Origin of the sequence: Streptomyces sp. NBC_01142 (assembly GCF_026341125.1) — a bacterium.
GTDB lineage: Bacteria > Actinomycetota > Actinomycetes > Streptomycetales > Streptomycetaceae > Streptomyces.
Genome location: NZ_JAPEOR010000003.1, coordinates 1123780 through 1148983 on the forward strand (window position 1 = coordinate 1123780; position 25204 = coordinate 1148983).

General features: G+C 69.4%; 20 protein-coding genes and 5 pseudogenes. 14 read left to right on the forward strand and 11 right to left on the reverse strand.

From position 1 onward, the window contains the following. Positions 1–38 precede the first annotated feature (38 nt). The 5 genes from OG883_RS39180 to OG883_RS39200 all read left to right on the forward strand — a co-directional run bounded on the left by OG883_RS39180 (position 39) and on the right by OG883_RS39200 (position 5321). Positions 39–1058: a LacI family DNA-binding transcriptional regulator gene (locus tag OG883_RS39180; RefSeq protein ID WP_266551732.1), complete on the forward strand. Its 1020-nt coding sequence runs from the start codon at positions 39–41 to the stop codon at positions 1056–1058. Positions 1059–1249: 191 nt separating this feature from the next. Then, positions 1250–2581 carry a sugar ABC transporter substrate-binding protein gene (locus tag OG883_RS39185; RefSeq protein ID WP_266551734.1) on the forward strand — a complete coding sequence of 444 codons (1332 nt, stop codon included), beginning with the start codon at positions 1250–1252 and terminating at the stop codon, positions 2579–2581. A 62-nt stretch (positions 2582–2643) separates the two neighbouring features. After that, complete coding sequence (locus OG883_RS39190) at positions 2644–3516, forward strand: carbohydrate ABC transporter permease (RefSeq protein WP_266551736.1); 873 nt, start codon at positions 2644–2646, stop codon at positions 3514–3516. Beyond that, positions 3513–4343 carry a carbohydrate ABC transporter permease gene (locus OG883_RS39195; RefSeq protein ID WP_266551738.1) on the forward strand — a complete coding sequence of 277 codons (831 nt, stop codon included), beginning with the start codon at positions 3513–3515 and terminating at the stop codon, positions 4341–4343. Before OG883_RS39190 ends, OG883_RS39195 begins: the two co-directional genes overlap by 4 nt. Positions 4344–4346: 3 nt before the next feature. Beyond that, entirely contained in the window at positions 4347–5321 is a 975-nt protein-coding gene (locus OG883_RS39200; RefSeq protein WP_266551740.1) for a carbohydrate kinase, read from the forward strand. Between the two features lie 67 nt (positions 5322–5388). Here OG883_RS39200 and OG883_RS39205 read toward each other — a convergent pair whose 3' ends face one another. After that, positions 5389–6126, reverse strand: coding sequence for a cyclopropane-fatty-acyl-phospholipid synthase family protein (locus OG883_RS39205; RefSeq protein ID WP_266551742.1), 738 nt, complete (start codon positions 6124–6126; stop codon positions 5389–5391). A gap of 170 nt (positions 6127–6296) precedes the next feature. Between OG883_RS39205 and OG883_RS39210 the strand changes: the two are divergent. Further along, a pseudogene (locus OG883_RS39210) lies at positions 6297–6622 on the forward strand (site-specific integrase); the annotation flags it as partial. On the opposite strand, the gene OG883_RS39215 reads toward OG883_RS39210, so the two are convergent. Then, positions 6585–7826, reverse strand: a complete 1242-nt coding sequence (locus OG883_RS39215) for an MFS transporter (protein WP_266551744.1) — start codon at positions 7824–7826, stop codon at positions 6585–6587. The pseudogene OG883_RS39210 and the gene OG883_RS39215 overlap by 38 nt on opposite strands. A gap of 99 nt (positions 7827–7925) precedes the next feature. On the opposite strand from OG883_RS39215, the gene OG883_RS39220 reads away from it, so the two are divergent. Then, on the forward strand, positions 7926–9011 hold the full coding sequence (locus tag OG883_RS39220) for a helix-turn-helix domain-containing protein (protein ID WP_266551746.1): 1086 nt from the start codon (positions 7926–7928) through the stop codon (positions 9009–9011). Positions 9012–9119: 108 nt separating this feature from the next. Here OG883_RS39220 and OG883_RS46910 read toward each other — a convergent pair. The 6 genes and pseudogenes from OG883_RS46910 to OG883_RS39250 all read right to left on the reverse strand — a co-directional run. Next, positions 9120–9458 (reverse strand): annotated as a pseudogene (locus OG883_RS46910) (DUF4158 domain-containing protein); the annotation flags it as partial. A gap of 6 nt (positions 9459–9464) precedes the next feature. Then, a complete protein-coding gene (locus OG883_RS39230; protein ID WP_266551748.1) occupies positions 9465–10076 on the reverse strand; it encodes a hypothetical protein in 612 nt (203 codons plus the stop codon). Positions 10077–10318: 242 nt separating this feature from the next. After that, positions 10319–10628, reverse strand: a pseudogene (locus OG883_RS39235) (transposase); the annotation flags it as partial. A gap of 231 nt (positions 10629–10859) precedes the next feature. After that, a complete protein-coding gene (locus OG883_RS39240) occupies positions 10860–12095 on the reverse strand; it encodes an IS701 family transposase (protein ID WP_266548504.1) in 1236 nt (411 codons plus the stop codon). Between the two features lie 56 nt (positions 12096–12151). Further along, positions 12152–12394: a hypothetical protein gene (locus tag OG883_RS39245; RefSeq protein WP_266551750.1), complete on the reverse strand. Its 243-nt coding sequence runs from the start codon at positions 12392–12394 to the stop codon at positions 12152–12154. A 507-nt stretch (positions 12395–12901) separates the two neighbouring features. After that, the gene (locus tag OG883_RS39250) at positions 12902–13429 is read right to left on the reverse strand and encodes a MarR family winged helix-turn-helix transcriptional regulator (protein ID WP_266551752.1); all 528 of its coding nucleotides are present in this window, start codon (positions 13427–13429) and stop codon (positions 12902–12904) included. Between the two features lie 338 nt (positions 13430–13767). Between OG883_RS39250 and OG883_RS39255 the strand changes: the two genes are divergently transcribed. Then, positions 13768–14475 (forward strand): DUF4142 domain-containing protein, encoded by a 708-nt coding sequence (locus OG883_RS39255; protein WP_266551754.1) that lies wholly within the window; start codon positions 13768–13770, stop codon positions 14473–14475. 875 nt (positions 14476–15350) lie between these two features. Here OG883_RS39255 and OG883_RS39260 read toward each other — a convergent pair. Continuing rightward, entirely contained in the window at positions 15351–16637 is a 1287-nt protein-coding gene (locus OG883_RS39260; protein WP_266551756.1) for a PAS domain-containing protein, read from the reverse strand. 327 nt (positions 16638–16964) lie between these two features. On the opposite strand from OG883_RS39260, the gene OG883_RS39265 reads away from it, so the two are divergent. From OG883_RS39265 to OG883_RS39290, 6 genes and pseudogenes are all read left to right on the forward strand, one after another. Continuing rightward, entirely contained in the window at positions 16965–18338 is a 1374-nt protein-coding gene (locus OG883_RS39265; RefSeq protein WP_266551758.1) for an acetyl-CoA carboxylase biotin carboxylase subunit family protein, read from the forward strand. Further along, a complete protein-coding gene (locus OG883_RS39270; protein ID WP_266551760.1) occupies positions 18335–20347 on the forward strand; it encodes a PEP/pyruvate-binding domain-containing protein in 2013 nt (670 codons plus the stop codon). Before OG883_RS39265 ends, OG883_RS39270 begins: the two co-directional genes overlap by 4 nt. Next, a complete protein-coding gene (locus tag OG883_RS39275) occupies positions 20344–21690 on the forward strand; it encodes an MFS transporter (protein ID WP_266551762.1) in 1347 nt (448 codons plus the stop codon). The genes OG883_RS39270 and OG883_RS39275 overlap by 4 nt, the downstream gene beginning before the upstream one ends. A gap of 426 nt (positions 21691–22116) precedes the next feature. Then, a complete protein-coding gene (locus tag OG883_RS39280) occupies positions 22117–22506 on the forward strand; it encodes a VOC family protein (RefSeq protein ID WP_266551764.1) in 390 nt (129 codons plus the stop codon). Positions 22507–22584: 78 nt separating this feature from the next. Next, a pseudogene (locus tag OG883_RS39285) lies at positions 22585–22698 on the forward strand (TetR family transcriptional regulator); the annotation flags it as partial. A 2-nt stretch (positions 22699–22700) separates the two neighbouring features. Next, a pseudogene (locus tag OG883_RS39290) lies at positions 22701–23240 on the forward strand (polyketide cyclase /reductase); the annotation flags it as partial. 271 nt (positions 23241–23511) lie between these two features. Here the strand turns inward: OG883_RS39290 and OG883_RS47150 are convergent. Both OG883_RS47150 and OG883_RS39295 read right to left on the reverse strand, forming a co-directional pair. Beyond that, entirely contained in the window at positions 23512–23718 is a 207-nt protein-coding gene (locus OG883_RS47150) for a three-helix bundle dimerization domain-containing protein (RefSeq protein ID WP_368078522.1), read from the reverse strand. Between the two features lie 225 nt (positions 23719–23943). Next, positions 23944–25119: a PP2C family protein-serine/threonine phosphatase gene (locus OG883_RS39295; protein ID WP_266551766.1), complete on the reverse strand. Its 1176-nt coding sequence runs from the start codon at positions 25117–25119 to the stop codon at positions 23944–23946. Positions 25120–25204: the final 85 nt, after the last annotated feature.

Sequence of the window (25204 nt, forward strand, 5' to 3'; positions counted from 1 at the left end):
GTGGCAGAGTGTGACCGCCAGAGATGAGGAGAGGCGCAGTGACGGTAAAGATCACCGAGGTCGCCCGTGTGGCCGGAGTCTCGGCGTCGACCGTGTCCCGTGCCCTGCGCGGGCGGTCGGGGGTCTCCGAGGACGTACGCGACGAGATCACCCGCATCGCGGCGGAGCTCGGCTACACCGCCTCCCGGTACGCGTCCAGCCTGGCCAGCGGCCGGACGTCCACGGTCGGGGTCATCGCCCCCTACGTCGGGCGCTGGTTCTTCGGCCACGTACTGGACGCGGCGGAGCACGAGCTCAGCGCGGCCGGTTACGACCTGCTGCTCTACAACGTGGCCACGGACGAGACCCGGAATCGCTTCTTCACCCGGATGCCCGCCCGCAAGCGCGTCGACGCCGTCCTCTCCCTGCTCATCCCGACCGAGGAGGAGGCCGACGTCCTGCGGTCGCTGGGCCTTCCCCTCGGCATCGTCGTCGGCGAGCCGCGACCCGGCTTCACCACCGTCGGCATCGACGACCACGCCGGCGCCCGCCTCGCGGTCCGCCACCTGGTCAACCTCGGGCACCGCCGGATCGGGATGCTGGGCACCGGGCCCACCGCCCCGATGCACTGGACCACCCCGCTCACCCGGCGGGCGGCGTACCTGGACGTGCTCGCCGACGCCGGGATCCCCTACGACCCCCGGCTCGACCTCGACGGTGGATACACGGTCGAGGGCGGCGAACGGGCCATGACCGAACTGCTGGCCGCGGACAACCCGCCCACCGCAGTCTTCGCTCAGTCCGACGAGATGGCGATGGGTGCCCTGCGTGCCCTGCGCCGCCACCGGCTGCGGACCCCGCAGGACATCTCGATCGTCGGCTTCGACGACCACGAACTGGCCGAGGTGGTGGGTCTGACCACCGTCGCGCAGCCCGTGGCGGAGCAGGGCGCCGAGCTGGCCCGGCTGCTGCTGAAGCAGTTGGCGTCGCCGTCCGAACCCGCGCCCGAGTACGTCGAGATGCCGGTTCGGCTCGTGCTCCGCGAGACGACCGCCCCGCCCCGCCGCGATCACGACTGACGCGACGACAGCTGATTACCCGTCAACTGGCGTGACCTCGACCGGCCCAGCTGTGCTGCTTCGCAGCGGCTGAGTGGCCGGTGCGCTCAGGCGCGCCGATTTCCCCCGCTTCCCGCCTCCCCGACTTCCTCGATTCCACCCGGATCGCGACAGCCGCACCGGACACACCCGCACACATGAGGAGATTCACCATGCCCACAGGACGTAGGCGACGGGCGATATGCCTGAGCGTGACACTCGCACTCCCGGTCGGGGCGCTGGCTGCCTGCGGCGGCGGTTCGACCTCCGGAGTCGAAGCCGGGGACGGCAGGGGCAGCATCAGCGTCTGGGCCCACCAGGGCCAGGACAGCGAGAACAAGGCCCTGCAGAACGCGGTCGCCGCCTTCAACCGCACACAGAGCGAGGTGAAGGCCGGCCTCAAGCTCATCCCCGGCAACGACTACACCAAGACGATCACCGCGGCGGCCCCCTCCGAACTCCCCGACGTCATGGAGTTCGACGGACCGAATATGGCGAACTTCGTCTACAACGAGAAGCTCGCGCCCCTGAACGACTTCGTGCCGAAGGGCACAGTCGCCAACGCCACGAAGGCCATCGCCCAGCAGGGCACGGTGGGCGACGACCTGTACGGGCTGGCGATGTACGACTCCGGGCTCGGTCTGTACGGCAACAAGAAGCTCCTGGACGCGGCCGGCGTCGACTATCCCAAGAGCGCCGGGGAGGCCTGGACCGCGGACGAGTTCAGCGCCGCGCTGACCAAGCTGGCGGCGAAGGACCCCGACCGCAAGGTCCTCGACCTCCAGGAGGCCAACGGCATGGCCACCGAGTGGGGTACGTACGGCTTCTCTCCGGTTCTCTGGTCCGCGGGCGGCCGTCTCGTCGGCGACGACGGCAAGGCGTCCGGCTCGCTCGACAGCGACGCCGCAGTGGCGGGACTGAAGACGTTCCAGTCCTGGAAGCCGCTCGTGGACCCCAACACCGACGGCAACGCGATGGCCGAGCGGAAGGTGGCGCTCAGCTGGGTGGGGCACTGGATGTACCCCGCGTACGACAAGGCGCTCGGCAAGGACCTCGTCGTCATGCCACTGCCCGACTTCGGCAAGGGTCCCAAGACCGGGCAGGGGTCCTGGGCCTGGGGCATCGGCTCGGACACCAAGAACGGCAAGGCGGCGGGGAAGTTCCTCGAGTTCCTGCTGAACGACGACAACGTCACCGCCATGACCGAGGCCAACGGCGCACCGCCCGCCACGGAGTCGGCGCTCGCCAAGAGCCGGCTGTACGGCGAGAACGGCCCGCTTCAGCTCTTCGCCGAGCAGCTCTCGGTCCCCTGCGGCGTCAACCGGATCACCCCCACGTGCGTGGCGACCACCCGGCCCGTGACCGCCGGATACCCCGTCGTCACCGGCGAGTTCAGCAAGGCCCTCAACGCCATCTACGGCGGGGCCGACCCGAAGGCCGAACTCTCCAAGGCCGCACGCGCGATCGACCGCGACTTCGCCGACAACGACGGGTACGCGTACTGATGCTCGGCTCCTCGAAGGCCGGGCGCCGACGGCACGGCCGGGACGGGTGGCACGGACTGCTCATGTCCGCGCCCGCCCTGGCCGGGCTGGTCGCCCTCGTCGGCGTACCGTTCCTCTACGCCGTCTTCCTCTCCTTCCACCACGTACGCCTCGGCTCGCCCAGGCCCCCGTCCTTCGTCGGACTGGAGCAGTACCGCCGGCTCTTCACCGACCCCGATCTGTCGGGCCCGTTCCTGCGCGCGCTGTTCAACAACCTGACCTTCGCGGCGGTGGTCGTCCCGCTGCAGACCGGCCTCGCCCTCGCACTGGCCCTGCTGCTCAACCGCAAGCTGAAGGGCATCGGATTCTTCCGCTCGGTCTTCTTCATGCCGGTCGTCTTCCCGATGGCGCTGGTCGCCGTGATCTGGCGCCTGATCCTGTCCCGCAGCGACGAAGGAATGCTCAACGCGGCGCTGTCCGCCCTCACGTTCGGCGACTGGGGCGCGTTCGACTGGCTGGGATCGACCGCCACCGGCATGGGATCGGTGATCGTGCTGTCCGTCTGGCAGGGCGTCGGCTTCCAGATGGTGATCATCCTCGCCGGTCTGCAGGGCATCCCCGGCGAACTCTACGAAGCCGCGAGGCTGGACCGGGCCGGGCGGTGGCAGCAGTTCCGCCATGTCACCCTGCCGGGCATCCGCAACACGCTGGTCTTCGTCGCCATGCTCACCCTGGTGCTCGCCTTCCGCGTGTTCGACCAGGTCTACGTCCTCATCCGAGGCGGCGGGCTCGACGAGGACTCCGCCAGGACGGTCATGTACCAAGCGGTGACCACCGCATTCGACCAGAACAACATCGGTATGGCGTCCGCGATCACCGTGGTCTTCTTCGTGATCGTGATCGCCCTGACCATGCTCCAGCGCCGCCTCGTCCGGCCCGAGAGCGAGGAATCATGACCAAGCTGCGTCGCGCGGCCGACTATCTCGTACTCGGCTCTCTCGCCTTCGTCTTCGCGCTGCCCGCGCTCTATCTGGTCCTCGGCAGCTTCAAGCCGTCGAACCAGGTGCTCGACGGACTCACCGGCTTCCTGCCGACCGATCTGACCCTGCGCAACTACCGCGCGGTCTTCGACGGACTCTCCTCCGACAGCACCGGCCACTTCTGGCAGTTCATGGCCGTGTCGGTCTCCGTGTCGGTGATCGTCGTCGTCGGCGGACTGGTCATCAACTCCATGGCCGCCTACGCGCTGTCACGGCTGCGATGGCATGGCCGGCAACCGGTTCTGACAGTCGTCCTGCTGCTCATGCTGGTGCCGTTCGAGTCGGTGGCCGTACCGCTGTTCCATCTGCTCGGCGACCACCGGAACACGCTGTACGTACTCGCCCTGCCGTTCATCGCCAACGCCTTCTCGATCTACCAGTTCCACACCGCGTTCAGCAGCATCCCGCGCAGCATCGACGAGGCCGCACGGCTCGACGGAGCGGGCCCCTGGCGGATTCTGTTCTCGGTCATCTGGCCCATGAGCAAACCGGTCTTCGCCTCGGTGGCGATCCTGACTTTCCTCATGTCGTGGGGCTCGTTCCTCTGGCCGGTGCTGATGATCTCCGAGCCCGCCCTGCGTCCGCTGCCACTGGAGATGAGCGTCTTCCAGGGCCAGCAGCCTCCCGACTGGGGACAGATCCTGGCCTTCGGCGTGCTGCTGGTCACCCCGGTGCTCATCGTCTTCGCGTTCTTCCAGCGCTGGTTCGTCCAGGGTGTCGCCGGCTCGGCAGTGAAGGGCTGAAGGATGACGCAGTCGCAGCAGACATCCAGGATCGTCGTCGTCGGAGAGGCCCTCATCGATCTGAAGGGCGCTCCCGACGGGCGGACCTTCATCGCCCACCCCGGCGGCAGCCCCGCCAACGTCGCCTACGGCCTGGCCCGGCTGGGCCGACCGGTGACCCTGGTGACCGAGATGGGGGACGACCCCTTCGGCAGGCTGCTGCACCAGCATCTGACCGAAGCGGGGGTCGAACTCGCCGTGCCGCCCGACCCCGCCGTCGCCACCGGGATGGCCCTCGTCGCGGTCGGCCCCGACGGCTCCGCCTCGTACGACTTCCGCGTCAGGTGGAACCCGCCCGTCCCCCTCGCCCCGTCGGACGCCGTCGCCCTGCACACCGGGTCGATCGCGGCCTTCATGGAGCCGGGCGCGACCGCGGTGGAGGACATGCTCACCGTGGCCCGGGGACGAGCCACGGTGACGTTCGACCCCAACTGCCGCCCGGCCCTGATGGGCGACCGGGACACGGCGCGCCGACGGCTCGAACGCCTGCTGGCGCTCACCGACGTCGTCAAGGCCAGTGACGAGGACCTGCGCTGGCTGTACGGCGACTCCCCGCCCGAGGCGGTCGTCGCGGACTGGCTCGACCGGGGACCCGGCCTGGTGGTGATCACCTGCGGGGGCCGGGGCGCACTGGCCTTCGGCAGAGCCGCCGAGGCCCAATGCCCCGCGGTCCCGGTCGCCGTCGCCGACACCGTCGGCGCGGGAGACGCCTTCATGTCCGCGCTCCTGCACGGCCTCGGCACCGCGGGCTGCCTCGGGGCCTCCCGCCGCGCTCTTCTCGCGTCCCTCGACCGGAGCGACCTCGACGGCATCCTGCGCACCGCGGTCCTGGCAGCCGCCGTGACCTGCACCCGCCCGGGGGCGAGGCCGCCGACCGCCGCGGAGATGGCCGCCGCGGAGATGGCCGACGCGGAGCGCAGCGCAGGGCGCGTGCTCTGACCCGGAGCGGGGCGGCGAATTCCGCCGGGGGGCGGTCTCAGGTCGGTCGGCGGCCGGCCGCCGGAGGTCAGTCGGCGGTCCGCCGCAGGACGAGGCTGACGAAGCCCCAGCTCTCCCGGTAGTCCCGCAGCCACTCGGAGCGGTGGGCGGCAGCCGCGGCGAGCGCCTGGGCGGCGTCGGGATCCTCCGGGTGGCCGAGCGCCCAGGCGGCCAGCGTCCCCGTCCAGTTCCACTCGTACTCGTCCAGCTCCGCGCGGGTGCTGACGTGGCCGTACACCGGCGTCCATCCGTCGGCGACGACGCGGTCCACGGTGGTCGGCAGATCACCGAAGTCGCCGAGCATCTCGACGGCCTCCGGGGTGGGTTCGCGGTGCCAGAACCCGTCGCCGATCAGGACGCACCCGCCCGGCGCCAGGTGCTTGCGGGCCGCTGCCAGCGTGGGCAGCAGTCCGCCGAAGGCGTGCGCAGCCCCGACGCTGAGGACCACGTCGAACGGGTGCGGGGAGGCGAACTCCGCAGCGTCGCCCCGGTGGAGGACGACACGGTCCTCGACGCCGAGGTCCTTCACATGCTCGCGCGCACGAGCGAGGGCGGCCTCGGAGAGGTCGACGCCTTCGGCCCGTAGGCGAGGATGCGCGGCCAGTGCGTGCAGGAGCCACTGGCCGCTGCCGCAGCCGAGGTCGAGTACGCGCTCGTCGCCTCGCGGAACGGCGCGCTCCAGCAGTCGGCGCACCGAGTCGTCGTCGAGCGGGGCGGCTATGGGGTGGTCGGCATGGGCGAGCAGAGAGATCTCATCACGGTTCACCGGCGCAGCCTGCCAGGGCCGTACGGGCCGCGCATCTGCATTTCCGCCACGGAGGAGCGGGGTGATGCCGCTGAGCCGCCCCGGCATCCGGACAGGGCGAGGATCAGCGCCGTCGCCAGTGCGGTGAACGCCGCTCCCGCCGATCCCCCTCTCCGGGGCGTGGCCATGGCCGCCGCCCCGGCCCCGGCAAGGTCGTCAGCCCGCGCGACGTATGCCCGGACACCGGGCCGGCCCGGCTCTCCTACGGCCAGGCGCGCGCCCTGCTGGACGAGTACACCGCCCTTCGGGGCCGGGCACAGGCTGGGATCTGCACGAGTACCGCGACTCCTCGCTGACCCACCGCGGCGAGCAGGGCGCGTCCCTGTTGATACTGATGGCGAAGTCCCGGCACAAGAAGCCGGAGAGCGTCCGCCGGTACTTCAGATACGTCAAACCGTCGCCAGAGGCGATTGCCGGGCTCACGAGCCTGCTCGCGCCCGGCGGCAGCAACCGCTGAGCCGCGTTCCCTGATCCTTCTCGGTGGCAACGGCGGAGGCGGACAGGAGCGTCGCAGCGGCGAGGCTGCCCCAGAGGGCGGCCGAGCCGTGGGGTGCGAGAGTGGTGATGACCGCCGGGGAGACGGCGAGGCCGAAGCCCGTGGAGAGCTCGAAGCGGGCGAGGGTGCGTCCCAGGACCTGGGCCGGGGCGAGGTCGGTGACGAGCGCGGTGGCGCTGCCGGCATAGATGATCTCGCCGACAGTGCAGAGCACGGACACCGCGGCGACGGCCGGGGCACCCCAGCCGTGTCCCAGCGAGGTGGCCGCGAGGAAGCCGAGATAGGACGCGGTGAGTACCACGCCGGCGAGAGCCAGCACGGTCCGCCGGGAAAAGCGGGACATCAGGACGGTGACCGGAACCTGCAGGGTGACCACCAGCACCGTGTTGGCCACGAAGATGGCTGCCGACCACACCGGGGATGCGTGCAACTGTGTCACCAGGACCAGAGGGAGCGCGATTTCGGGGATGTTGAGGCAGAAGACGTAGACCACGTTGGCGGCCAGCAGCGCGCGCATCCGGGGTGCTGGCCCGTCGTCCCTGTCCTTGGCCGGGCTAGCGGCCGGATGCGCGCGTAGGTGGACCGACCACGCCAAGGCCGCCGCAGTGAGATAGGCGAGCCCGGTGACGGCTGCCAGCGCCTGCAATGCGGTGGTGCCGCCCGCCAGGCATGCGGTGGCGAGGAGCGCACCCGCGCCCAGGCCGGCGTTGCGCAGGGCGCGGCCTCCCGCGAGAGCGACGTCGCGTTCCCGGCCGTGCGCGACCGTGGCCACGAGAGCTGCGTGGGCGGCCGGCCATGCCTGGTTGCCGATGCCGAGGAAGAGCGCCGCCGTCGCGAACAGCCAGGCGTGCCCCGCCGGGGTGGCCAGCAGCAGCGCCACGCCCAGCACCCGCACCAGCATCGACGCTGCCACGACCGTGCTGCGTGCGCCCCGGTCCAGCCATCGGCCCACCGCGGGCATGCACACCAGACCCACGACGATGCCGACCGTCATGGCGATGCCGGTGGCCGGCGCGGACAGCCTCAGCACAGTCACCCCGTAGAGCAGCAGAAAGGGCCGCAGCAGGCCGGTGCCGAGCGCGTCCACGGCCAGGGCGACGGCATAGCGGGGGCCTCCGGAGGCACGGACGAGGGCGCGGGGCTGGATCTTGGTGGTGGTTGCCATGGCGTCAACGGTGCGTACGGCCGCTTGGCTTGCTACGTCGGTTGACGGACACCGTCAACCGACGCCGTCGCCGGCCATCCGGTCAGGGATGCTGGGGGGATGACGTTGAGGATCGACATCAGCGGCCTGCCGTCCGAGCGACTGCGGTTCGCCGCCTCCCCGCTGGCCGAGCTGACCGCGATGCTGCACGTGCTGGCCGAACCCGGGCATCATCCGCAGCTCGCCGGCTGGGCCGGCGATGTCTGGGCCGGGCTGCGGCCGGAGCTGGCCGAGCGGTTGCGGGAGGCCGAGTTCCTCTGGCGTTCCTCACAAGCCGACTTCCTGCTCCCCGCCCGACCTCGGCCGACCCTCGCCGAGGAGTTGGACGACGTGGACCGGATCGACGACGAAACGTATGTGACCGCTGCGCTCGTCACCACGTGCGGCAGCAGCCGGGTCCACTTCGCTGCGCCGTCGCCGCTCACCGACGCGACTGCGCGCGAGCGGGCCCTGGACCTGGCCCAGGCCCGCGGCGCGCTGCAAGAGGCCTTCGCGGAACGGCTGCTCGCGGACCCGGCCGCTGTGCGGGCGCGGGTGCGCCACACCCTCGAACAGTGCGCCGAGGCCTTCTTCGACGCCGCCTGGACGGGCGTCGCCGTGCAGCTCGCCACCGACCTGCGCCTGAAGAACGACCTGTTGAAGCGCCAGGGCATCGGGTCGGCACTCGCATCGGTCTCCGCCGCAGTCACCCTGGCACCGGACGGAGACTGCATCATCGTGGACAAGGTGCAGGACAAGGCGACCGCCGCCCACGGCACCGGGGTCACCTTCATCCCCAGTGTCTTCGGCCGCCCGCACCTGGTGGCGGTCCACGCGCCCGGGTGGCAGCCGGTGGTGCAATACCCCGTGGCCGAGCCGAGTCCCTCAGAGCCGGTATCGCTGGAAACGGTCACACTACGGCTGGAGGCACTCGCACATCCGGTACGGCTGCGGCTGCTGCGCACCCTGGCCCGCGGCCCGCACACCACCAGCGAGCTGGCCCACGCCTGGGAACTCTCACCCCCGGAGGTCTCCCGCCACCTCGCCGTCCTGCGCCGCGCGGGCCTGCTCACGGCCCGGCGGGACGGTCGTTACGTCCGGCACACCCTCAATCTGCCCGCTCTGACGGCGCTGGGCGCCGACCTGCTGGCGGCCGTACTGCGCTGAGCAGCTTCGGTCTGCCAGAACACGGGCGACCGCCGCCTTCGCGGCATCGTCCGATCGGCAGGCAGCCGAGCCCTGTCCGTTGGTGCGGGCCAGGGCATAGCGCACGCTCGTGAGCCGCGCCGCGAAGCCGAGCCGGTTGTGGGACCGACGCTTGGTCTCGATCAATTCCCGGGCGGCGTCGTCCAGGACGAAGAACCGCCCCAACTCGCCGCTCAGCGTGGCCACCCCGCGAAAATCCGTTGCCGCTCGCGAGGGGTGAACCACCGTGCGGTGATGAGCACTGGATAGTGTTCGACAGCGGCACGCATCTGACGTGTTCGGCCGACACGTCGTTCGACAGAGCTCTCCCCGACCCGACCAGGTGGACAGGGGGCGCCGATCGTCGCGGTCGCTCACAGGTCGGCAGCGGACCGGCAGTTGCTCCTCGCTGCCCTGTGATGTTCGCACTCGCGTTCAGTCCTGGCGTGGTCGGCCGGCCGCGGCCGCCTCTTTCCTGACCCGAGCTCGGTCAAGGGACCACGCGCTCAGGCCCACCAGTACGGCCGCCCCGGCTGCGTAGACCGGCAGCCACTGGGTCGTAGTGGCTGACGGGCAGTCGGAAACGGCGGTATGGCTCTGGATTTCCTGCGCGTGAATCATGGCGGCACGGTCGCGACCGGCGAGGTTGGCCAGTGCGGCCTCCGCGTGGATGCCCTCGTACTTGCCCAGCTCAGGACATGCGGCGCGGGTGCCTTGCATCGGGAACAGCCACGCCCAGCGCTGCAGCGCCGGGGCCAATGTGATCGCTACGCACAGGCCGACGATCAGCGAGTACGCAGTGAGATTCCGCATGTACGCAGATAGAGCGACGCCAGGCATCCATGTCGGCAGCCGGTAGAAGGTGAAGATCAGCGTAAGAAGCGTCACCCCGACGTATGTGGCGAACCATTGCCAGGAACCCTGTGCGAGCGCGGCTGTGAGCACGGCGGCGAGCGCAATGCCGATGACCCCCGGCTGACTGGGAGTGTCATGGCCTGCGCCGGTGGTTGCCTGGTTCCCGGCTCGTTGAAGGCTGGGGTCGTCCACGGTCTCTCCCGCATGGCTCGGAGGCCGCCAGCATCCGGTCACCTCGTGCCGTCGGCCCGGCACCATGCCGGACCTGCTCGGAAATCCCGCTCGGTTGGCCGGGTCGGCAAGCCGGGGGTGCGGCCGCCGAGGGACCGACGAAGTCCGCCGCGCTCTCTCACCCGCCACGGCTGGAAACCGGCGCCAGCAACAACGTCGCCGGACTCGGCAAGGCCGGTCAGCAGGCTGCCCCTCACCTGCTTGATGCCGCGCTTCCACAGCAGGCGGCGGTACTCGTCGTAGTCGTAGCCCCGGTCGGCGAAGAGCCGCTTGGGCCGGTTGCGGGGGCGCCCGCGCCGCCCCCGCCAGACGCCGGCCTCGGTCCAGTCCCGCAGCCTCCGCCAAGCAGCCCACGACCCGGGTCGGCATGTCGCGCCAGGTCACGCCCTTGCGCAGCACGTAGACGACGCCGGTCAACGCGTCCCGGTCCGGCACTCGCAGCCGTCCGGGACGGCGGTGGCGTCGGGGCGGCCGCTCGGGCAACAGCGGGGCTATGCGCTCCCAGAGGGGCATCAGGAACAAGACCCGCAGACACCCCGCAGACCTTGCCCAGATGCATCGTCAACTGCCAGCCGACACACCGATCTCAATTCTGAAATGATCAGCTAGTAGTACTTCGTTAGGTTGAGTCGGGTGGGGGGTGTTGTTTCCTCGTGGGTGTTGGTAACTGGCGGTGGCAGGTGGGGCACGCGCCGGTCCAGCACAACAGCAGGTCCTGCAAGGTGTGGAGGACTTGGTAGAAGGTCAGGCCGGCGCTGTTGCTTTTGGGTCGAGGCGGCGGAGGGTGAGGAAGGCGTGGGCGGCGGTGACGAGGGTGGCGTGGTGGTGCCAGCCGCGCCAGGTGCGGCCTTCGAAGTGGTCCAGGCCCAGGCCGTGTTTCATCTCTCGGTAGTCGTGCTCGATACGCCAGCGCATCTTCGCCAGACGGGCCAAGTCTCGCAACGGGGTGTCGGCGGGCAGGCTGGTCAGCCAGTACTCGGTCGGCACCTTCTCTCCGGTGGGCCACTCGCTCAGCAGGGTGGTCGTAGGCAGAACGCCGTCCCAGGCGGTGGAGCCGCCCGCCTGGGCAATCGCAACTCTGCGGGTCGCGACGCCGGCCGGACGCACCGTGTGGACCTTGAACCGCGAGCGCATCGGGCCTTTGGAGCCCTTGCGCCAGGTCGCCTGGCGGTAGCTCCTGCGTCCCTCTGCAGGGGCCAGGGCCTTCAGCGGCAGCGCCGGGGTGCGGTAGCGGGCAGCCGGTTTGCGTCCCCTTCCGCTCCAGACCGGCGCCGTGGGCACTGCATCGTGACGGTGGGCGGATTCGTCGGCCCGCACGGCGACGATGAAGTCCAGACCGCGGTCGCACAGTGCCTGACGGAACGCGGTGTTCTGGCCGTATCCGGCATCCGCAACGATCACCCTGGGCGCCAGGCCCCAGGCGATCGCCTCGTCGATCAGATCCAGAGCCAGGCGCCACTTCTCCCGGTGCCCCACCTCCTCGGGCACCCCTGCCCTGGCCCGGCGCTCAGCATCCTGATCCCACTCGGCCGGGACGAACAGCCGCCACGAGACCGGCACGGAGGCAGTGTCCGACGCGGCATGCAAGCTGACCGCGACCTGGCAGTTCGACTGCTTCCCCAGGGCCCCGCACCACTGCCGGGCCACTGCCACCGACATCTTCCCGTCCTTCGGGAACGACACGTCATCGATCACCCACACCATGGGATCGACGACCGGCACCGTCTTGACGGCAACCGCCCGCAGCACCGCTGCGTGGTCCCACGGCGACTGGTTCACGAACTGCTGCAAGGCTTGCATATCACCATCCGGCAGCCGCTCAGCCATCGGCTGGATCGACTTCCTCCGCCCGTCCAGCATCAACCCACGCAGATAGCAGTCGCCCTTCGCCCGCTGATCCCGGCGCGGCACCGAAGCGAACACCTCAGCCACGAACGCAGCCAACTCGCCCCGCAGTCCCTCAACTTCCCCCAAGTCCACCGCACCACCATGCCCGAACCAACACCACACCCCCAAATCGACCTAACGAAGTACTACTAGTAGTCGTCCTGCTTGCGGTCCCGTCCCGTCGGTTGCAGTTCCTCCCGCTCGAACTGCACCAAGAAGTCGTGGTCGTCCAGCATCACCGCGTAGGCCGGCGGAATGTCCGGTTTGGTGGGCTCGGTGATTCCGAGGATGGCCCCCAGCCGGCCCTTCAGTGCCGGACGCCTGGGTGAACTGACCACCCGGACTTCCGCGTAGAAGTGGAACGCGTCCTCGGCCGCCTGCCCCCTATCCATGTTCCAGCCCTTCCCTGTGTCACTTGTGCGTGATCTCCCGGTCGAGGGAGACATTCAGATGACTGCCGTCCCGGCGCAGCCGAGGATCTCCGCAGGCCCCCGCGCCAGGCGTGGAACGCTGTTGACCAGGACAATCGCCCTACGGCACTCAGCCTGCCGCTCCGAACAGCCGGACCGGCCCGTGGGGACTGGGCATCCAAGGCGGAGTCCAGTCGGCGCTCAGGGCTACGGCCACCGGCAGCATGAACGAGGTGAAGGTGGACCGGACGCCCAGTCCGCTGGTTACCGGTCATCGACCGCGAGGGGGATCAGGTGGTAGGTGCCATGACCGCCGCCCGCCTCATGGAGTGACTGATCGGAGGATCGTGAACGACTGCCGGAACTGGGCAGGGATCGTCGTCTTCGTCGGCGGTGCATGCCCTGCTTCATCAGCGAGAAGATTCACGGTATGGCGGGCGCGCTCGGTGACGCGGGGTTGATGCCGGCGATCGAGGCGATCGCAGTCGTTCAACTGCCCTGATTCAGGGGCGCATCGGGCCAGCCCAGGGGGTGGAGGCCGCCGTCTCCCGTGGTCGCATCCGGTTCTCCGCCTGCCTCCGTGAACGCGGTCAGAGCGCCGATCAGGGCGGACCGCTGTTCGGGGGCGATGCGCTCCACAATCGATGCGATCTCCTGGCGGCGCCTGGCAGTGACGTCGTCGACGAGACTGCGGCCCTCCCTGGTCAACCGCAAAATGGTCTCGCTGCGGTTGTCCGGATTGATCTGCCGGTCGGTGAGGCCGGCCGCGATCAGCCGGTCGATCATCCGCGTCGCCGTCGAAGGATTGACACCGAGCCGGTCGGCGAGCACCACCAGCTTGGCCGGGCCATGCGTGGACAGCACCACCAACAGCCGGAACTGGGGCAGCGTCACTCGGTCCTCGACAGCAGTCAGAGAGCGCGCGGAGACAGCGACGAGCAAACGTGACGCGGTCAGCACGGCGCGGGTCACCGCCTCGACGTCGTCGACACCCCGGTGCTGCGCTCTCTCATTCATACCTCTTTTCTACCGTGCCCTGACCGTTACTCGACCTCCGCCCCCGTCGTCCGCCGACACGGGCCCGCGTGACCGCTCGGGGATACCGCAGCAGCAGCGACCGACGAGCCCGCTACGACGTCGACCCCGGCGACGACCGCCATCCCGGCGTTGGAAGGACGCACGGCAGAGTCGAAACATGACCCTGAGGCCCACCCTCGGACGCATCAGGCGTAACAGAAGTCGTTGAACATCTCGGCGTTCACATCCGTACTCCTTGCTGCGCGCCGTGCCAGCCGCCATTCATCAGCTCCCGACGACATGAACGAGCAGTTCTCCATGCCCAACCGGGAGGCATCATGCGTCCGAACCGACGCGCGGCACGATCCACGTCCTCGATGCGGATGATCGCGATCATCGTCGCGGTCTGCGCCGCTGTCATCACCTCGCTGATAGTGGTACGGGGTGGTGACGAGGAAGCATCGGCCAGTCCGGCCGCCGCGGGAATTCCCCAGCACGGCAGCGGCCATTCCGCGGACGGCGGTGCGTACGCCGACACCGGGACGCAGACGGCGCCCTCGGGTCCGCAGCCCACAACGGAAGTGGACAAGACATTCCTTGTGAAGGTGCGGCAGGCCGGCCTGTGGGAGATCCCGGCTGGACGACTGGCGCAGACCCACGCCTCCAGCGAGGCCGTCAAGCGCGCGGGACTGCACCTGCTCGACGGGCACAGCAAGCTCGACCAGCTGGTCCGCGAGGACGCCGAGATTCTCGGCGTCACCCTTCCGGACGAGGCCACCGACGAACAGCAAGGCTTCGTCAGGCAGTTGGAAAACGCCCAGGGAGCTGAATTCGACCGACTCTTCGCCAACCTGCTGCGCGCATCGCACGGGAAGATCTTCGCCACGATCGCCGAAGTCAGGGCGGCCACCCAGAACGACCTCATCCGCCGCCACGCCCGCCAGGCCAATCAGACCGTCCTGGACCACCTCGAGGTCCTGGAGGACACGGGACTCGTCGACAGCGCGACGTTCCAGGAAGTCGAAGCCGCGGTGACCCCCAAGTAGGACATTCCGGGACGATGCGGCGACGCATGCGCCGAGCGAACCCGAACCCTGGAACTCCCCTTTGCATTGTGCAATGCTGCTCCGTGAGGAGGGCCCTGGCATGACCGGTCCTGCCCGGGAGCTCGGCGCTGGCACGGTGACGCAGCTCAACACGGCACGTCGGCCCATCGACCGGAGTCCTCCTCGCCGGCCCTCCGAGGGGCAAGAGCTGGACCGGTCGCTGAGCGCGAGGCGGAGCCGTACGCCGCGGCGCTCCGGGCGGCGGTTGGGGGAGGCCGTGCCCCGGGCGGCGACCTCCGGTGCAGTACCGATGTCGACGCCCCGGCACCGGAGGACGACGGGTGCGACCATCGGCTTGATCTTTGACCTCAGGGGTTCTGATGATCCCTCGGACGTGATCATCCGGCGTCCAGCGTATGAGGGGGGCCTTCGCCTGATCATGTGCTCCGGCCAAGGAGTACATGATCAGCGCGAAGGCCGGGGGACTGCTGCATCGATACGCCGGGTGGGATGTGTTCGCTGAACTGCCCTACCTCGGAGGCGAGTTCTTTGCCTGTCCGACCCGGCGTGGGGACGCGGCCGGTCCAGCTCACTGACGCCGTCCTGGGCGCCGACCGCCGGTCAGGTCGCTGATGGAGCTGAGGCTGGTGGGCGGGCAACGCCGCGGTCACGGTGGGCTCTCGGCCTCGGTGAAGCGGTGAAGCGCTGAAGCGCTGAAGCGGTGAATGACGTTGCGCCATGTCCTCATCGGCCTGCACGAGCCGGGCGTTGACCGGACACGGTTCCCGCCGGCCGAGGCCGGCAGTGTCACCGCACGGCGGTGGCGCCTCTCAGGGTGAGTCGTGCCGGCTTCGCCGCAGCCCCGGCCGTTCCTGTCAGGTGGAGCTGAGCGGGTGGGTGGCCGTGGCGGAACGCGGTGGCCACGTCTGGGGAGCGAGGATGCCGAGGACGTACGCCCGGGCGACCAGTGCGGGTCTGGTCGCGGCGCCCAGCAGATCGCGTAATCGGCTGAGGTGGTAGTCGACGGTCTGCCTGGACAGGTGCAGGGAGGCGGCTATCTCCCCGTTGCTGCGGCCCACGGCCAGCAGGGACAGGATGCGGATCTGGCTGGCCGTGAGTGGAGGATGTGCCTCGTGGGCGAGCCCTTGATGGGTGACGACCGCCCAGACCTCCGCCGCGCGGGTCGAGGTCCGGCCCACTGTCGTCAGATGCAGCCGGACCCGGCGTTGAAGGCCGCGGGCGTCGACCAGCACCGCGGATATCTCGACTCTCCTGCTGCGGCGGGCAATCAGGTCGTTCCATCTTCGGTGCAGCAGGTCGAGTCCGGGCGCCGGAGCCAGCACGGTGTGGGCGCGGCGGCCGACGAGATCCAAGGGCCGGGTCTGCAGGAGTTCGGCGGCCGCGGCGCTCGCATACCGGATCCGTCCGCCCGCCGAGATCAGGGCGCAGGGAAGCCCGCTGTGGTCGCGGAGCGCGTGCAGGCTTTCCTCGGCCTCCCGGCGTTGATCCAGTTCGCGCGTGTAGTCGGTGATGTCCACGTAGATCCCCGCCACACAGGTCTGTGAGCCCTCCAGGACGGGAAACCGGTGGCCCGCCGCGTAGGCGGTGGTGCCGTCGGCGCGATGGTAGGTGAGGGTGTGCCGCACCGCCTTGCCGTGGGAGAGGATCTCCCGGTCGAGCGCGAGGAACTGTGCGGCGTCGGCGAGGGAGTCGAAGTCCTGCACGTGCTTTCCGATGATGTTGTCCGGCGTGGTGCCGTAGAGGTGCGCATAGGCGTGGTTCGTCCACAGGTAGCGCCCGTCCTCGTCCCGGATGAAGGCCGCGGCGGGGGCGAGGTCCGCGAACGCGTCGTACCTGCGCGCCGAGGCGGTCCTGGCGCCGGCCTCCACGGCCAGTCCGCGGGCCCGGCCGTCGTACGGCACATGCTCGAGGGGCCAGCTCACATCGAAGACCCGTCCGTCGAACCGCGCCTGCCAGTCGGTGACTTCGGGGGAGTGCCAGGACGCCGCGAACTCCTGTCGCAGGGTTTCGAGGAATTGCTGTGGCGCCGCTAAGCCGCCGAAGGCGCCGCCGCCGCTGTCGACGACGCGCAACTGCCCGTCGGTCTCCCACCAGTACACGGGCAGGCGCTCGAGCAGCGCTTTGAGAGTGGTCTCGTCCACGACGACCTTTCCGTCAAGTTTCAACCGTATTGCGAGGTGTGGCGTCGCGATGCGTATCCCGCTCGGTCCCCGCGCTTGCTCGGTTGTCGGCCGACCTGGACGGTTCCGGTCGTGATGCTCGGCCATCGCTTCCGCCATACGTCATCACGGAGCCTTCGCGCTGGTCCAACGGCTTCCGCGTCTCTGGCATTTGCCTGATCGCCCGCTGCCCAGTGCGGTGATTCGGGTGCCTGTCGGCTGATTTGCTTGAGCGGGTGGAGGGCACCCGTCATGGCTCACCCTCCGTCATTCTGACGAGCCATCAGTGTCCGAAGGAGATGGGTTTCTATGAGTAAGGTGCTGTTCGTGCATGCCAAGGGCGGTCCGCCCCTCGGCTACGCCCTGACACGAGTCGCCGCGAAGTCGTCAGTGCACCTGCTGGCGCTCAGCGACCTTCCTCCTGGCGCGGCCGCGACCGCTGAGCGCCTGTGCGCCTCGATCCTGGTTCCCACCGAGTCCGAGCGGCGCGACCTGGTGTCCCTGATCGTCGCCCGGGGGCAGGTCGTGGGTGCGGACGCGGTCGTCACGTTCTCCGAGTACGCCGTCGTGGCCGTGGCCGAGGCCTGCGAGAAACTTGGCCTCGCGGGACCCGGCAGCTCAAGCGCCCTCGCCCGCGACAAGCGGATGATGCGGCGCACCTGGCAGGAACACGGCATATCCCAGCCCCGGTTCCGCCCCGTCGCCTCGGAGCAGGACCTGCACGACGCGGCCGCGGACCTTCCCTTACCCCTGCTGCTGAAGGCGGCCTGGAGCGCCGGTTCCACCGCACACCAGATCATCCGTTCCCCGCAGGAGGTGGCGGCGGCCTGGGAGCGGTCCCGGGAAGTGATGGCCGAATCCGCGCAACTGGGGTACGCCGAACTCCACGTGGCCGACGCCGACGCGGACTTCGTGGTCGAGCAGATCGTGGCGGGATCGGCCGAGGACTGGTTCGACCAGCCGGGGTGGGGCGACTACGTCAGCGTCGAAGGAGTCGTCGTCGACGGTGACTTCCGCCCCGTCTGCCTCAGCGGGCGCATGCCGACGGTGGAGCCGTTCACCGAGCGCGCCGGCATCACGCCCGCCCCCCTGCCGCACGACGCCCAGGAACGCGTTGTGGCCCTGGCGCGGGATGCCGTCGACGCGCTGGGCCTCGCGAACTGCGGAACGCACACCGAGATCAAGCTCGGTGCCGAAGGCCGTATGTGGGTGATCGAGACCGCGGCCCGGTTCGGCGGCGCGATGACGGTTCCGCAGATCGAGGAGGTCTTCGGCCTGGACCTCATCGGAATGCTCGTCGACCACCTTCTGGGACGCCCGGTTACCTGGCCGACGCGAGCCCGTACGCCCGGAGAGGCGCGAGGCGCGGCGGGGTCACTCGTCGTACTGGCGGTCGACGGCGCGGGTGACGCCTGGCCGGACCGGCGCGTCTGGGACTTCCCGACGGTGACGGAAGCCGTCCCGGTCAGCGACGGCAGCCGACTGTCGGTGGTGGCCGAGAGTTCGCTGCCCGACGGCGCTTTGGTGCCGGTCTACGACCCGGCCGCCGGCGCGAACACCATGGCCGCCCTCTGCCGGCTCTCCGCCGTCGACCCGCAGACCGCCGTCCGTGACCTCGGGACCGTGGTCGATCTCCTGCCACGCGTCCTTCCCCCGGCTTCGCGCGAGGAGGCCCTCTCATGACGACCTCCCTCCGTCCCCCGGGCGCGCCGGACCCTGCCGTGGACCGCACGGTCGTCGGTGCCAATCTGTCGCTGCCGTTGTTCCGCACACTCTCCGGCGTGCTGGCCGGCCACCCCTATCTGAAGGTCGTCGTCGACCGCGAGGAGGACACCTGGCATCTGCTCGACACGGCCGTCCATCCCTTCCACGTCAACTACGTGGCCACCCGCATCCTCGGCATGGAGCTGGAGGCACTGGACGCCGACCTGGATGCCTTCAACGCCTCGGTGTACATGGATCCCGGGCGTCGCTTCCTGCTCGGTGTGCTCTCCCTGCACACCGAAGAGGACTCCGACGGACGCGAGCGGCCGTTCCTCGTCCTGGAGACGACCGAGGCCGACACCATGCACGGCGCCCTGCTCGCCGCGTTCTACGCCTTCGTCCGCAGCCGCGTCGACGGCCGGCTGCCCCTGCTGCTGAAGCCGGCGAATCACGGACAGGAACAGGAACTCGCCGCGATCAGCGAAGTCCGGGTGCCGCGGATACTCAGCCACGAACTCTTCGGCAACCGGACACGGACACCACTCAACGTCGCCGAGGCCATCGGCCGACTGCACTACTTCCGGACGGCCGAGGAGTACGAGGCAGCCGCCGACGGGCTCGGCTGGTCGGACATCGTGGCCATGGCCTGCCTGCCGGACGAGGTGCCGCGCGTCGCCGGATTCATCAACACCGCACCCACCACCCCGCTCTCGCACACGAACGTCCTCGCCTCCGGGTGGGGCATTCCCAATGCGATCGTCCGCGATCTGGAACAGATCGTCGAGAAGGACGACCTGAACGGCGCGTGGGTCCGCTACCGGGTGCGGGACGACGAGATCACCCTCGTACCGCTGGCGAACACCCCGGCCCTCCAAGCGCCGACGTGGCACCAGCAGCGGATCAGGATGGAACCGCCGCTGCTCCAGGACGCGCCGGCTCTGTCCCTGCACCGGCTGCGCCGCGCGGACCGGGACCGCTACGGCACCAAGGCGGCCAACCTCGGAGAGCTGCACCATGTCCTCGACAGCCGCACCGCCGATCTCACCACGTTCTACGGGCAGCCGAGGCCGCCCCGCACGGATCTGTACGGCCACCTCGCTGCGCGCCTGGGCGTCACGGACACCACCCCCGCCGGGCTGCGGGGGGCGGCGGCCGAGTTCGCGGCACGTACCGTCGCGGCTCCCGACGGAGTCGCCCTGCCGTTCGCCCTGCAGCACCGCTTCCTCACCTCCGCGCCGACGCTGCAACAGGGCATAGGAAAGCTCAAGATGGCGCTCGAACTCGACGCGGTCGAGGTACTGGACTCGCTGTGCCTGCACCTGCAACACCTCGTCCGCAACACCCCGATGCCGGATGAGGTGACCCGGCAGATCACCCAGGCGTTCCCCGCCCCGCTCGCCGCCGGAAGCCGTCTGGTGGTGCGCTCGTCGTCCAATGCCGAAGACCTTCCCGGGTTCTCCGCGGCCGGGGTCTACGACTCGGTCACCACCGTCCGTGGTGCCGAAGAACTCCTCGACGCGGTGCGCCAGGTGTGGGCATCCCTGCTGTCGCCGCGCAGCGTGCGCCTGCGCCATCAGGTCGGCATCTCCCTGGACGACACCTACATGGGGGTGATCATTCAGCAGTACGTTCCCGCGGATCTCGGAGGCGTACTGGTGACCTGCAACCCGACGAAGCGCGAGGACTTCCGCAACGTCTACCTCAACTGCTCGCCGGGTTCCCCCGAGATGGTGGTGGAGGGGACGACCTTGCCGCAGCAGTACCTGTACAACACGGTCGAAGGCGGCGGCCGTACGGTGGCGGTCGGCTCGTCCGGCGAGGACCTGTCCGCCGCGACCAGGGGCCGGCTGATGGATCTGGCCCTCACCGGCCGGCTGCTGCAGTCCCACTTCGGCGACGGCGACGTGGACAACCCGCTCGACATCGAATGGCTGATGACCGACCGGGGAGACTTCCGGCTGGTTCAGATCCGCCCCTACGCGCTGTGATCCGCCGGCTTCCCCGGCCGCGGTTCACCACCCGGCCGCGTCCGGCGGGCCCGCAGCTGGCCCCTGCGGCACGCCGGATCATCCGGCTGAACAACGGCTTCCAGCTGCTGTTCAACCTGCTGTGGTGGATGCCCGTGTTCTACGCCTACCAACGGCAGGCGGGCCTGTCGGACGGGCAGATCTTCGGCATCCAGAGCATCTACTACATCGCGTTCTGCCTGTTCGAGATCCCGACCGGGATGGTGGCCGACCGCATCGGCGCACGCAACTGCCTGCGGGCCGGGGCGATCGTGATGACCGCCGCGAACCTCGCCCCGGTGCTCACCCCTTCGTACACGGGCTTCCTCGTCCACTTCCTGGCCATCGCCGCGGGCCGTTCCCTGACATCGGGCGCAGCCAGCGCCTACCTGTACGACGGTCTGCGGGCCGAGGGAGCCGGCGAGCACTATCTGAAGGCAGAGGGCACGGCCCGCGCACTCGGTCTGGCCGCGAAGGTGATGTGCTGGCCGCTGGTCGGCCCACTCATGGCCGTTGCTCACGCGGCGCCGTACGTGCTGAGCGCCGCGAGCGCCGCGGGCTCCCTGGCCTGTGCCCTCGCGCTGCCGCGGCTTGCCCCGCCCCGCGGGGACGGCCGGTCGGGTCAGGTGCCCGGGAGAGGCGGGACGAAGCGTAAACGTGGCGCGTTCCTGCACGATGCGGGCGCCGCGCTGCGCTGTGTGTGGGCCACACCCTGGCTTGCCCTGGTCATGGCGCAGGGCGTGGTCGTGTTCACCCTCTCCCGCATCTGCCAGGTCAACCTCTTCCAGCCCATGCTGCTGGCCCACGGCATCGGCGAAACCTCGCACGGCAGTGTGCTGGCGGCCATGACCGTGGCGGAGGCCGTGGCCTCTGCACGTCCCCAGTGGCTCGGCCGTCGGCTGTCACCGGTGGCCTTGGTGTCACTGCTCAGCCTCGCGCTGGCGGGCACACTGGCGGGCATCACCCTCGGCGGGCCCTGGACCGTGGTCGCACTGCTGTGCCTGTTCGCCGCGGTCACCGGCTTCGCCTACCCGATCCAGCGGAAGCTGGTCAACGATGCCATCCCCGTGCACGCCCCTCGTGCCACGCTCCTCTCGGTCGAGAGCATCGTGGACCGGGGCGTGTGCGCTCTGGCCGCCGTGGCCGCGGGTGCGTATCTGTCGGCAGGCCGGCTGGACGCGCTGCTGTGGCACAGCGCGATCGTGGCCGGCGTGGTCATGGTCGCCGTTCAACTGGCCGTGCGAAGCCGTGCGGTGGGGCGACATCCTTCGACGCCGACGGTGGCTGTGCCCGAAAGCAAGCGCGGATCGACGACCGCGAGCTGACCGCATGCTCACGGAGCGGCGCGTCACGCGGACCGCGACAGCGGAGGAGCACCCCGGGCCTTGAGGCCTTGGGGTGCTCCTCCGCCGGGTCCTGGAAGGCATCCCCGCGACGTTTGTCTACGTGGGCATCGGCCGCCTTGAAGCAAGCGAGCTCCTGGCCGGCACCGGGGTGCCCAGATCGTGGGCCGCTTCACCCGCGTCCCCGGCCCGCCCGTTCCCTTACGGCGACGAGGGGAAGGGACTTGTCGCGACCATGGGGGACTTTGCTCCTGCGCGGTCACCCGCCGGGCAGCCTGGTAGCTGGACCACTGCCTCCACAACCGAGCTGACGGCATGATCGGTGCGTTCGGCAAGCCTCGCACGGGTCGAACACTGGGGTTAGCGTGTGGCCTTCGGCGGACCCGCTACGTGACTGGGAGTTCTGACATGACCAGTAAGTTCACCGAGCTTGCGATCGACTGTGCCGATCCCAACGGTCTCGCCCGGTTCTGGTGCTCGGTCCTTGACTACGAGGTGCAAGACGAAGACGACGGAGTTGTCACAATTGGCTCCCCTGCGGCGCCTGAAGGCAAGAACCACCTTGGCCCAGTGCCACCGACGTTGACATTCGCGCACGTGCCCGAGGGCAAGGTCGTCAAGAACAGGCTCCACCTCGACGTCACCCCAACCGACAGGGAGCAGGACGAAGAGGTCCGTCGCCTGCTCGACCTGGGTGCTCGGCACGCCGTCGTCGGCCAATCGGGCGATGAGAGCTGGGTGACACTTGCCGACCCGGAGGGGAACGAGTTCTGCGTCCTTGCGGACCGCCGCCCCTGATCGCAGGCCGCACACCGCGCCTGCTTCCGGTCGCCCACGCTCACGCGAACACGATGAGGAGCCCCTCCGAGGATGGAGGCGCTCCGCGCGTACGCCGAACGCATGTGGACCCGGCACACCGACGGCCTCAGCGCAGTCATCGCCGACGAGATCGGCGTGGACCACGACGACCGCGCAGGTGTGGCTCTCGCCAGTCCCTCACCTGCCGCGGGAAGGGCGTCGACCCCGACGCTGTCGTCCGCACGGACCGAGATCGTGATCAACGCCCCGCTGCGCACCGTCTGGAAGCCGCAGACCGACGTGGAGCGCTGGCCCTCCCGGCAGACTCTCGTCGAAACCTTGGAACGCCTCGACCACGGTTTCTTCCGCAAGGGTTCGGCATTCCGGTGGACGACCCCGGTGCCCCCACCCCCTTCACTCCCGCCACCAGCCTGGAGATCACCTCGACCGTCCAGCAGATCAAGCACAACTCGTGCATCCGCTGGACCGGCCCCGCGACCGGCGAAGGACTGCGCATCGACGGCGTCCATGTACGGAACTTCACCAAGGTCAAGGGCGGCGTCCGCGTGAGCACCGAGGAGACCCACACCGGCGCCCAGGTCGAAGCGGACGTTCCCACCGCGACCAAGATCCTCCGCGAGGGCCTCGAAGCCTGGCTGCGCGACCTGAAGTCCTTCGCCGAAGCCTGTCCCCGCGACCGGTCGGCCAGTCGCGGAAGCTGCCCGTCATCCTGATCGTTTGCTCATGTCGGCCGCGGTCCTTGGGGGTCGCGTGGGTTCTGCGCGTGAGTGCTGGTGAGGCGGCTGCTGTATCGCCCGCACCCGGGGGCGCCCGAGCCACGCGTCAGCCGCGGGGGCGGAGGCGCACTGGCAGCGGTCTGGATCAGCCGGTCCAGACGGCATTGCCCGGAGTCGCAGAGAGGTCCCGGGCGGGCCACCGCCGCTGCTGGTCTCTCTCCGGACCTATTGGCTGGTGAGGACCATGCCCGTTCGGACCCGGACCGGCTCAACGGTCTTCGGCATGGGGGAGTAGATCCTTTGCCCTGCGTTCCATGAGGACCGGTAGGTAGTTACGCACTCGCGCGTAGCGGAATTCGTCATACGCCGTTTCCACCGAGCGTCGCACCAAGCGTGAGTCCAGATCGGGGCGCGACCGCGCGAGTCGCTCGATCACATGGCGGATGGCACCCGCGTCATCCGTCTCTGCCGCCATGATCAAAACCCTTCGTAGCGGTGGTCTCTCCTTCTACTGTCGCGCGGCCATGTCCTGTGAGGTAGTGGATCTCTCGCCAATGTGCACGGCGCTAGTGAATGCGGTTCGGCTGAGATCCGCGGTACCCCTGGACCGGATCCACCTTTTGGGAATGTGCCGCCCTTATGGTCTTGCGCCGGGTGAGCTGCAGGCGGCAGTGCCTGGCAGATGCCCTTCCTCCATCGGCTACCGGTTCTCGCTCGGCGGCGGTCCGACGTTGCGGGGAACGGGATGATGGCTGACTGTGTGGCTCACGCGTTCGATTGCTACCAGGGCGGCATCGTCTCCGAGATGGCCGCCGGCATGTTTGCGCAGGTCGTCGCGCATGTAGCGGAGGAGCGCCTCGGGTCCATGGCCGGACCATGCGGCGACCCGCTCGGTCAGGGGGTAGAAGATGCCGTGTCTGTCCCGGGCTTCGATGACACCGTCCGTGTAGAGCAGGACGAGGTCGCCGGTGTGAAAGGTGAAGGCCTCCGCGGTGAAGGCGGACGTCATGAACCCTGTGAGTCCCAGGGGTGGGGCCTGCTGACGCACTTGCAGTTCGAAGACCTGGCCGCCCCTGAGGAGCAGTGGCGGCGGGTGCCCACAGTTGATCATCGTGAGAGTCGGCGAGTGGTCCTGGATGTCGAGAACGGCTGCGGTGGTGAAAGCCTCGTTGTCACTCTCCGCGTGGGTGTTCCAGGCACCGGGCGTGTCCAGGTCCGAGGAGACGGTTGCCTCAAGATAGGTGACCAGTGTGGGCAGGTCTGGCTGCCAATGTGCCGCGGCCCGGAAGGCCCCGAGAAGCCGGGCGGCCTCGCCGATCGCCTCCAGGCCCTTGCCCCGCACGTCACCGATGATGAACCGGGTCCCCCCAGTCGTGCGCGCCGCTGCGTACAGATCTCCGCCGATCTGTGCCTCGGCTTCTGCCGCCAGGTAGACGGCGGCGAGCCGAAGCGGCCCGATCCGGCGTGGAAGCGGTCGCAGAACCACTTGCTGGGCGGCCTGGGCCACTGAGCGCAACTGGGTCAGCTGCTGTTCGTGCCGCTCACGCAGACGCGCCAGAAAGGCGACCAGTACCGAGATGAGGATCAGGGCGACGACCTGAAGGGTGTGGTTGAGGTCGGTCAGGCTGGTGCGTGTCACGGCGACCACCGTTTGGGCGAGCACTGCGAGCGCACCGATGATGCCCGTCGTGCGAGGACCTGCGAAGGACGCGGTGATAGCGGGAGCCGCGACCAGGAACGGGCCAAGGTGAACTTCAGGAGGGGCCAGGATGTCCACCACGGTGACGACCACGATCAGGGCGATGGGCACGGCCAGCCGAACATCGTACGGGCCCTGAGACCGGCGGTGATGTCCAGAAATTCCACCAGAGCACATACGACCTGCATACACCCGGTGACGCCACGGTTCCCGTCCAAGGAGCGGTGAGTCCATCCGTCTCCTGTTCGTCCTGAACGCCGGA

Excerpts from the sequence above, each read along its gene's own strand:
- OG883_RS47150 (WP_368078522.1), bottom strand. The coding sequence starts at position 23,718 with ATGGCGGCAGAGACGGATGACGCGGGTGCCATCCGCCATGTGATCGAG.
- OG883_RS39255 (WP_266551754.1), top strand. The coding sequence starts at position 13,768 with ATGCGTCCGAACCGACGCGCGGCACGATCCACGTCCTCGATGCGGATG.
- OG883_RS39195 (WP_266551738.1), top strand. The coding sequence starts at position 3,513 with ATGACCAAGCTGCGTCGCGCGGCCGACTATCTCGTACTCGGCTCTCTC.
- OG883_RS39215 (WP_266551744.1), bottom strand. The coding sequence starts at position 7,826 with ATGGCAACCACCACCAAGATCCAGCCCCGCGCCCTCGTCCGTGCCTCC.
- OG883_RS39190 (WP_266551736.1), top strand. The coding sequence starts at position 2,644 with ATGTCCGCGCCCGCCCTGGCCGGGCTGGTCGCCCTCGTCGGCGTACCG.
- OG883_RS39185 (WP_266551734.1), top strand. The coding sequence starts at position 1,250 with ATGCCCACAGGACGTAGGCGACGGGCGATATGCCTGAGCGTGACACTC.
- OG883_RS39270 (WP_266551760.1), top strand. The coding sequence starts at position 18,335 with ATGACGACCTCCCTCCGTCCCCCGGGCGCGCCGGACCCTGCCGTGGAC.
- OG883_RS39220 (WP_266551746.1), top strand. The coding sequence starts at position 7,926 with ATGACGTTGAGGATCGACATCAGCGGCCTGCCGTCCGAGCGACTGCGG.
- OG883_RS39295 (WP_266551766.1), bottom strand. The coding sequence starts at position 25,119 with ATGTGCTCTGGTGGAATTTCTGGACATCACCGCCGGTCTCAGGGCCCG.
- OG883_RS39250 (WP_266551752.1), bottom strand. The coding sequence starts at position 13,429 with ATGAATGAGAGAGCGCAGCACCGGGGTGTCGACGACGTCGAGGCGGTG.
- OG883_RS39265 (WP_266551758.1), top strand. The coding sequence starts at position 16,965 with ATGAGTAAGGTGCTGTTCGTGCATGCCAAGGGCGGTCCGCCCCTCGGC.
- OG883_RS39200 (WP_266551740.1), top strand. The coding sequence starts at position 4,347 with ATGACGCAGTCGCAGCAGACATCCAGGATCGTCGTCGTCGGAGAGGCC.
- OG883_RS39245 (WP_266551750.1), bottom strand. The coding sequence starts at position 12,394 with ATGGATAGGGGGCAGGCGGCCGAGGACGCGTTCCACTTCTACGCGGAA.
- OG883_RS39280 (WP_266551764.1), top strand. The coding sequence starts at position 22,117 with ATGACCAGTAAGTTCACCGAGCTTGCGATCGACTGTGCCGATCCCAAC.